The following is a 7,962-nucleotide window of genomic DNA, read 5'->3' on the forward strand; positions in this document are numbered from 1 at the left end:
GTGCTGGGATCATAGACCACCTCCTTATTAACTGTAATTATATACAGTATTGCAACAGTTTACAAAAACATAGCCTAATAAAAAAGCCGTTTTCAGGATCGGCAATATGGGCTAATTCGGCTTCTTTACCGAAGATGACCTCGCGATTGGATTGCAGGGCTTGCATCACACTTTGTGATTTTTGCTCGGTTTTAGCGTCCTCACTGTTTTCTTTGCGTATTTGTTTACGAAAAATACTGACCAGTTCCTCATCACTTAATACCCGCTCATTATCAAACTTATCTGAACTATTATTGCGTTGTGATTGAGCAGTTTTTTCTGCCCGAACTCGCTTAGATAATTCATACTCTGAAACCTTTGCAGCTTGGATCACGCCATGCTCTAAAAAGATACACGATGACAACCTAGTTTCGCCGTCTTCCAATGGCACCAGCACGGGTTCATTATTTTCAATGATACCAATGGAGCAGTTGGATGTGCCGAAATCTAATCCTGCAAACATAAGAATTAATCCTTGTGAATATAATCATTTTGAGAATTTAACAGATGATGTTCACGAGATATTCGAGGTCAATTCAAGCAGTTAATACACGGAATGAGTTATGTAAATTTGATGTTTTTGTATTATCACATACATGCGGCTTTGCAGGTAAGGGGTTTTCAAAGAGTTGTGTTATGAAACTTACTTAAAATCAAAAGCTCAACTGGCCAGTGTAATAGAAACCAAACGTTGTCCTAAAACACCACATACCAACCAATAGCAATAAGTTAATGCCAATAAAAACGTTGGGAAATAAATCACTCGGATTATCAAGATTTATGGATCCAAGTTCCATTTGAATTTTTTGCACTGCCTATTTGCAAGCCGTCATTTTAGTTGATTTTTGCGAAGAAATTGCAAAGTGTCTTTTATGCTGTCTGGTGTTTGCCTTCAGCTGTCTTCTAATTGGTTTTTAATGATTACCACAAGTGCCACCATCGCCTGATTTAAGAGGTTTAATTGTTGATTAAAGTTTGGATTGTTTTCTTGTTTTTTATTAAAAATGGTCACTTCTAATGATTTGGCTAACATTGCTAGGTTGTAAGCACCTATGTATGTCAATGCTGGGAGGGCATCGTGAATAATTTTTTTGATGTCTTGATATGCGCGATTTTCGATTAAACTGGCTAAGGTGTTTATTACGGGTTCTTTGTCCACAAAGTCTTGTAAAATGCTGGTAAAGGTTTCTTCGTCTACAAATAACTTTCGCATGGCGTTTTGTTGATCCATGATGAGTAGTTTATCAATGCTGTGGTTTGTAGCTATATCTTCAGGCTTGGTTGTTGAAGGTAACGAATTAGATGAAAGCGCTGGCGAACTAGTCAGAACTATTTCTGCTAGAACCTGATAAAAATACTCCGGATCGATTGGTTTACTGATGTGTGCGGTCATGCCTACATCAGTGCTTTTTTGTAAATCTATTTTCATGGCATTGGCGGTCATAGCGATAATGGGTATGCTGCAATTCAGTTCATCGCGCAGTATGCTGGTCGCTGTTAAACCATCCATTTCTGGCATTTGTATGTCCATCAAAATGCAATCGAAATCAGCTTGTTTTTTGAAGCTATCAATCACTTCTAGACCATTCTCAGCTACGACGACCTGCGCTTTAGTATATTTTAGGAATCCCAGTGCGACTTTTTGATTTAACTTGTTATCTTCTGCTAACAAAATGCGTTTACCGCTTAAGTCCGGTACGTTTGTCATTTCTGTAAAACTGAAGGCAGAATGTGTTTTTATATTAAATGCGGCTTCCTGTAATTTATTAATTAGCTCACTGGTAGTAAAGGGCTTTTCTATAAAATGGTTGATGCCAAGATGTTTTGCTTGCTGGCGCATATGAGAAAAATCAAAGGCTGAAAGCAAGATTATTTTGGGTTTGTTGGCTTTGAATTCTTGATTGATAATGGCGGCTACTTGTAAGCCATCAATATCTGGCATTTTCCAATCTAATATCAATATGTCATAAGGTTGATGTTCAATTGATGCTTGGCGTAATTTGTTTAAGGTTTGTTGGCCACCGTCAACTAAATCTGTTGTGATGTTTGCATTCAATAACGCTTCGGCTATCACTTGGCGCGACAAATAAACATCGTCGGCCACTAACACTTTTAGGTTGGATAATTGTTTTGATGGTGAGCTAATGTGTTGGTTTTTGTCTTCTTTAACCGGCACTGTAAAATAGAATGTTGAGCCTTCACCTAGCCTACTTTCGACCCAAATATTTCCTTTCATTAGCTCAACCAGTTGCTTGCAGATAGCTAGCCCTAAGCCGGTGCCCCCATACTTACGAGAAATCGACTCGTCAACTTGGGCAAATGATTCAAACAGTCCGTCAATTTGGTTTTGCGAAAGGCCAATACCAGAGTCAGTGACCGCAAACTCAAGCAACACACCTTGCTCAGTCGCTTTGTTTTTAACGGTGACCGAGACCAAACCTTCATCGGTAAACTTCACCGCATTGCTGAGTAAATTAATCAGTATTTGCTGGATGCGCATACCATCGCCTTGCAAATATAACGGCACATCTCGGGCGATATGTTGAATCAGCTCAATATTTTTTTCGTGGGCTTTGATTGATTGTAAACGAATAGACTGCCCTATTACCTTTTCCAATTGGAAACTGGTGGTTTCTATGTCTAGCTTGCCTGCTTCAATTTTAGAAAAGTCCAAAATGTCATTAATTACCCCTAATAAAGAAAGTGAGGCTTCGTCAATTTGGCGCAAATTGGTGATGTCTTCTGGATTGTCAGCCGACCTTTGCATCAATTTGGTTAAGCCAGAAATCGCATTGATTGGGGTGCGAATTTCATGGCTCATTCGGGCCAAGAAGTCTGATTTGGCTTGAGTGGCCTGTTGTAGTTCTTGCGAATAGCGTTTAAGTTGCGCGCGTTGCTTGCGAGAACGAATTAACAAAACAACCACTAACAACAAAGCAACCAATACCGTCAGGGTAAAATACAGTTGATATTGATTAGTCTGAACTTGGATCAGGTTTTTTTGCAGCTGCAATTCGTTTTCTTTATGTAATAGGCTAATTTCTTTTTCTTGTTCAAACACATTTAGGCGCACATTATTGATGGCTAACATTTGAGCTTGTTTTTGGTTAAAACTTTGTTTGTATAAATCGTTGTATTGTTTTAGAAAGTTAAGCTGAGAGCTGGTATCTCCCGTAATTTCGGTCAGTTCGATGAGCCTTTCTAATACATCTAAAAATTGAATATTGTCTTTGGTAAAGACTTCCTTGGTTAAGCTTATTTTTAGTTCGGCTATGGCTTTTGGCACATCACCTTGCTGCTGGTATAGCTGGGCTATCAGTAATAGTCGAGGCACTTCATTATGCAAAAAATTTATCTTTCTGTCTGCTTCTATGGATTGACTAATTCTTTTTAAAGCTTCGTCAATGTTGCCCTTAGCAAAATTTAAATCTGCAATGGTAAAATAAATATTACCAATAAAAGGGTAGTTAGCTTGCTCTAATATTTTTTCCGCTAAAGAGGCATTCACTTCTGCATCAAACAATTGTTTTAAATTGATTTGCGCCATTGCAATGCCAAAATAAGCCTCACCTTCAGAAAATTTATTGTTAAATCGTTTTGCTGCAGCTAAATGTTTATAGGCGTTTTTTAACATATCAGGATAATTTTTAAGCGAGATGTAAACGTTTGATAGTGAACTGTAGACATTCAACACTTTTTCGCTGTGCAGTTCATCGTAAAGCACAAATGCTTTATTCAATGCCTCAAACGCTGCACCATACTCGCCTATTGTATCGAGTACCGTTCCTTCTATTCGATAAGATCTAGCTACTTGTAATTTATTATTAGCGAATTCAGCTTTTAAGCGAGCCTCCAATACTTTTTGGTAGGCGGCCTCTAATTCTAGTTTTAGTAAAAAATCGTAAGCCTGTAAGTTTACAAACATACTTTCATGATAGTGATTAGGATGACTTAAAAAGTAGTCTTGAAAATACTCAAATTTCTCAGGTACAGTCGACTCACCAGCTTGAACCAGATGTCTTAAACTCTCAAGTTCACCATTTATATCTTGCTCTGCTTTTGCGTTTAAGCAAGTTACCAACAAACTAAGCAATAAAAGACGGCTGTAAACAGAGCCTTTTATTGATTTAAAAAAAAACGTTCGAAACATTACGCTTTAATATGAAATTGTTTTGGTAGATTTACCTGCACCTTCAAATAGTTTTTGCACTACTTCCCAATCTTTATTTTCAATAATTTTAACGTCTTCATCTGCTAAACCATAAGCCGAAGCAGTGGCAACGGGATCTTTAAGATAGGCTTCTTTAAGTTTTGCATTACTATCTAGTTCTTCTAAAAAATCAACGAGTGACTTTGCCATGATGTTTTCCTTTTAGGTTGGTTAAGGTAAATACAGTTGTAAAGTTAAGTGTTGCGGTAACTTATAACTTGCTCTTCGGTCAAGCCAAGTTGGGTTAAACGCCCCTGATGATAGTTGGGTAAACCCAGCGAAGGCACCACTAAGGTTGAAATAAGTGTGGGTTGGCAATTGGCTAATTCAGACAATGCAAAGCGTTCAATTCTAGGGCCATATAATGGCATTGTGGCGGCTTCATATAAAATAATTTCGTGCTCAGCGGGGTACATTTTCAATAATATTTCTTGATAAAGGGTTAAGCCAGCTTTGCAGTGATCAGCATTGAGTACTCCCAAGGTGGCTTCGCCTGCCAAACCAATTTGCCAAATAATTTGGGTCATATGTGGATCGAGTTGATAATCGCGAAACAAAAACTGGGTGGCTTCATAAGACTGACAACCAAACGCCGCCGGATCGATACCTAAATCAGCAATGAGGCAATCTTCTGCAGATATACCGGGTAACATTTCAGCCCGTAAGCCTAAGGCTTGTACTTGTTTTATGGCTGCGTGTGATGGGTTAACAAATACACCTGGGTGACCATAAAAGGCGGCACAAACTTTTTGCCCGGCTTTCACTGCATCGACAATGCGGTCGGCCATTTGTTGGTAAGTAATGGCCCGGGATTTACCTGATTGATATAGGTCATCTAATTCGACAGTATTCGGGTTAAGTTTTTTAACCACATTTTCGCCGACTTTATTAGCGATACCCATAAACACGATATCAGCGTTTTCAATATAACTCTGGGTTAATAGGGTCATTTGACCCGCAACACTGATACCAGTGCCAACTACTACTAGAGAGCCTTGTTGCTTTGTTGACATACTTTACTTGTCCAATTTTTTATTATTCTGTTTTGCCCAACGATAGCAATATCGACCTGTCAATAATTGGGTTAATTTTTACACGATAGTAACGATAACAGATACTTGATTTATTTACATGGATTGAATGAAAAAGAGTGTATCCAAATTAAGGGGGGTGGGGGAAACGTTAAGTAACCCGAACTCGGGATAAGCCATACAGTCCAATACAGCTATTATTGCGTGCTTAAGTTGATTTTAAAAAGTGGCTTGTCCCCTGCTTATATATTTTGTAAAACATCTAAACCACCTTGGCTGCTATGTTATTCTAGCATCAACACCTTTCGCCCCCTCAACCACCCAATATTCAAAGCATCATGAGCCAAACATTCATATTACGAGATTACCAAACTCAAGCTGTTGAGGCGGCGCTAAAGCACTTTCGTCAGGGCGATGATCCAGCGGTAATTGTATTGCCTACCGGTGCAGGTAAAAGCTTAGTGATTGCTGAGTTAAGTCGACTAGCAAAAGGTCGGGTTATTTGCCTTGCCCATGTAAAAGAGTTAGTTGAGCAAAATCATGGGAAATTTCTTGCTACGGGTTCACCAGCGGGTGCTTTTTCGGCAGGATTGGGCCAAAAAAATAGTATCGCAAAAACGGTCTTTGCCAGTATTCAATCACTGTCTGCTAACCTCGACGCTTTTCAAGCCCCTGCCAGCCTGATTATTATTGATGAATGTCATCGAGTGGGCCAAGACGAAAGCGGTCAATACCATAAAACACTCACACATTTTCGTACCCTTAATCCCAACGTAAAGATCCTTGGCTTAACCGCCACACCCTATCGATTAGGCAGTGGCTGGATTTATCAGCATCATTACCATGGTTACACACGACCATGTATCAGCTCATTCTTTAAAAAATGTATTTTCGAACTTCCACTGCAGCACATGGTAAAAAACGGTTATTTAACACCACCCATTCATTATGATGCAGCCATTGCCCATTATGACTTTAGTCTGTTGACCCAAAGTTTAGACGGCGAACAAAACACCGATGATATCGCCTTAAATGAACTCATCCACAAACACCCACGCGTGACTAAAGCGGTGACCGAGCAAATCTTGCAGCTTAGTCAAAACCGACAAGGCGTGATGATTTTTGCGGCGACCATAGATCACGCCCAAGAAATATGCGGTTATTTGCCTAGAGAGCAAACCGCCTTAATTACCGGCAACACAAAAATAAAACAACGTGATGGGCTAACAGCCGCGTTTAAAACCAAACAAATTAAGTACTTGGTGAATGTGTCTGTATTGACCACAGGATTTGATGCGCCCCACGTGGATGTCATTGCTATTTTGCGCCCCACACAATCCATCAGTTTATTTCAACAAATTGTAGGTCGTGGTTTGCGCCTGAGCCCCGGGAAAAAGGACTGCTTAGTATTGGATTACACCAATAATGGATACAATATTTTTCAGCCAGAAATTGGCGAAAAGAAACCCACACAAGACTCAGTTGCGGTGCAAATCCATTGCCCTCAATGCGATTTTGCCAATATATTTTGGGGCAGAAAAGACGCAGAAGGTAATATTATTGAGCATTTTGGCCGCCGCTGTCATGGTTTGATAGAAGCCCCCGAAAGCCCAGAAATCGACACTCAATGCACTTACCGTTTTCGTTTCAAACACTGTCCTTATTGTCATCAAGAAAACGATATCGCCGCCAGACAATGCCAACATTGCGCAGAGAAGTTAATTGATCCCGACGATATATTAAGAAAAGCGTTAAATTTGAAAAATAATAAAGTACTACGCTGCGCTGCCATTACCCCAGGAATTAACAAGGCCGACAACTGCTTAAAAGTCACCTACCACGACGAAGACGGCCTCACGTTATCCGAAACCTTCCGCTTTAATTATAAAAATTCGAGACAAACCTTTAACGATTTATTTGCCCGAAGAATAGCCAATGGCAGTCAGTCGATTCAGTTCAACTCACTTGAAGAATTGGAGAGGTTTTTACCTTACCTGCCAACGCCTGACTTTGTGATAGCCAAAAAGCAAAAACATCACTGGCAAGTGACCGAACGTTTATTTGATTATGAAGGGCCTTATCGAAAAGCGAATGAGCTTAGTTAGCAAACATAGAGTGGCACGTTTTTTCTTACGCGCTGACGCTTACCGCCATCCCGCGCGGCGGTCGCATTACCGACTAAGAAGTTGCTTCGTAAATAGCTTTCAGCGCTGCCCCCCGCAGTCTAGACTACTTATAGGGCGGCAACTTTTATTAAAATAGAGTTTTGGCAATAATCGCTGTAACTTTGAAAGGCTATCCCTTGGATTTCATTTGATACATGTTCTTGTCTGCAGCCGCGAGTAACTGCTCCATTGTAGAGCCATCAGACGGGAAAATGGCCACGCCAATACTGATACCTATCTTATATTTTTCACCCTTGATAACACATTCCTTGTTTGCTGCCTTGGTGAGTGTTTCGAGCATATATTGGACATCCGATTGGTTTTAAATATCATCAAGTAATAGAACAAATTCATCCCCTCCAAACCGAGCAACCGTATCTGAATCCCGAATATTTCCTTTTAGAATATTAGCAACTTCTATGAGTACTTAATCACCAAATGCATGCCCTTTGCTGTCATTAATACTTTTGAATTTATCTATATCAACAAAAAACAAGGCAAATTTTCGATTACTTCG

Annotated in this window: 5 protein-coding genes and 1 pseudogene; 1 reads left to right on the forward strand and 5 read right to left on the reverse strand. The window is 39.8% G+C overall.

Annotated features, from left to right (window positions below):
• Nucleotides 1-37: 37 nt before the first annotated feature.
• The 4 genes from QZ488_RS20385 to QZ488_RS20400 form a co-directional block, all read right to left on the reverse strand.
• Complete coding sequence (locus QZ488_RS20385) at nt 38-502, reverse strand: hypothetical protein (protein WP_293752211.1); 465 nt, start codon at nt 500-502, stop codon at nt 38-40.
• A gap of 429 nt (nt 503-931) precedes the next feature.
• Nucleotides 932-4,132 carry a response regulator gene (locus QZ488_RS20390; RefSeq protein WP_293752213.1) on the reverse strand — a complete coding sequence of 1,067 codons (3,201 nt, stop codon included), beginning with the start codon at nt 4,130-4,132 and terminating at the stop codon, nt 932-934.
• A 63-nt stretch (nt 4,133-4,195) separates the two neighbouring features.
• Nucleotides 4,196-4,399 (reverse strand): hypothetical protein, encoded by a 204-nt coding sequence (locus tag QZ488_RS20395; protein WP_293752215.1) that lies wholly within the window; start codon nt 4,397-4,399, stop codon nt 4,196-4,198.
• Between the two features lie 44 nt (nt 4,400-4,443).
• Entirely contained in the window at nt 4,444-5,262 is an 819-nt protein-coding gene (locus QZ488_RS20400) for an SAM-dependent methyltransferase (protein ID WP_293752216.1), read from the reverse strand.
• A gap of 356 nt (nt 5,263-5,618) precedes the next feature.
• Here QZ488_RS20400 and QZ488_RS20405 point away from each other — a divergent pair, with 356 nt between their 5' ends.
• Nucleotides 5,619-7,385: a DEAD/DEAH box helicase gene (locus QZ488_RS20405; protein WP_293752218.1), complete on the forward strand. Its 1,767-nt coding sequence runs from the start codon at nt 5,619-5,621 to the stop codon at nt 7,383-7,385.
• A gap of 190 nt (nt 7,386-7,575) precedes the next feature.
• On the opposite strand, the pseudogene QZ488_RS20410 reads toward QZ488_RS20405, so the two are convergent.
• Nucleotides 7,576-7,962, reverse strand: a pseudogene (locus QZ488_RS20410) (GGDEF domain-containing protein); the annotation flags it as partial.

Origin of the sequence: uncultured Paraglaciecola sp. (assembly GCF_913020055.1) — a bacterium.
GTDB lineage: Bacteria > Pseudomonadota > Gammaproteobacteria > Enterobacterales > Alteromonadaceae > Paraglaciecola.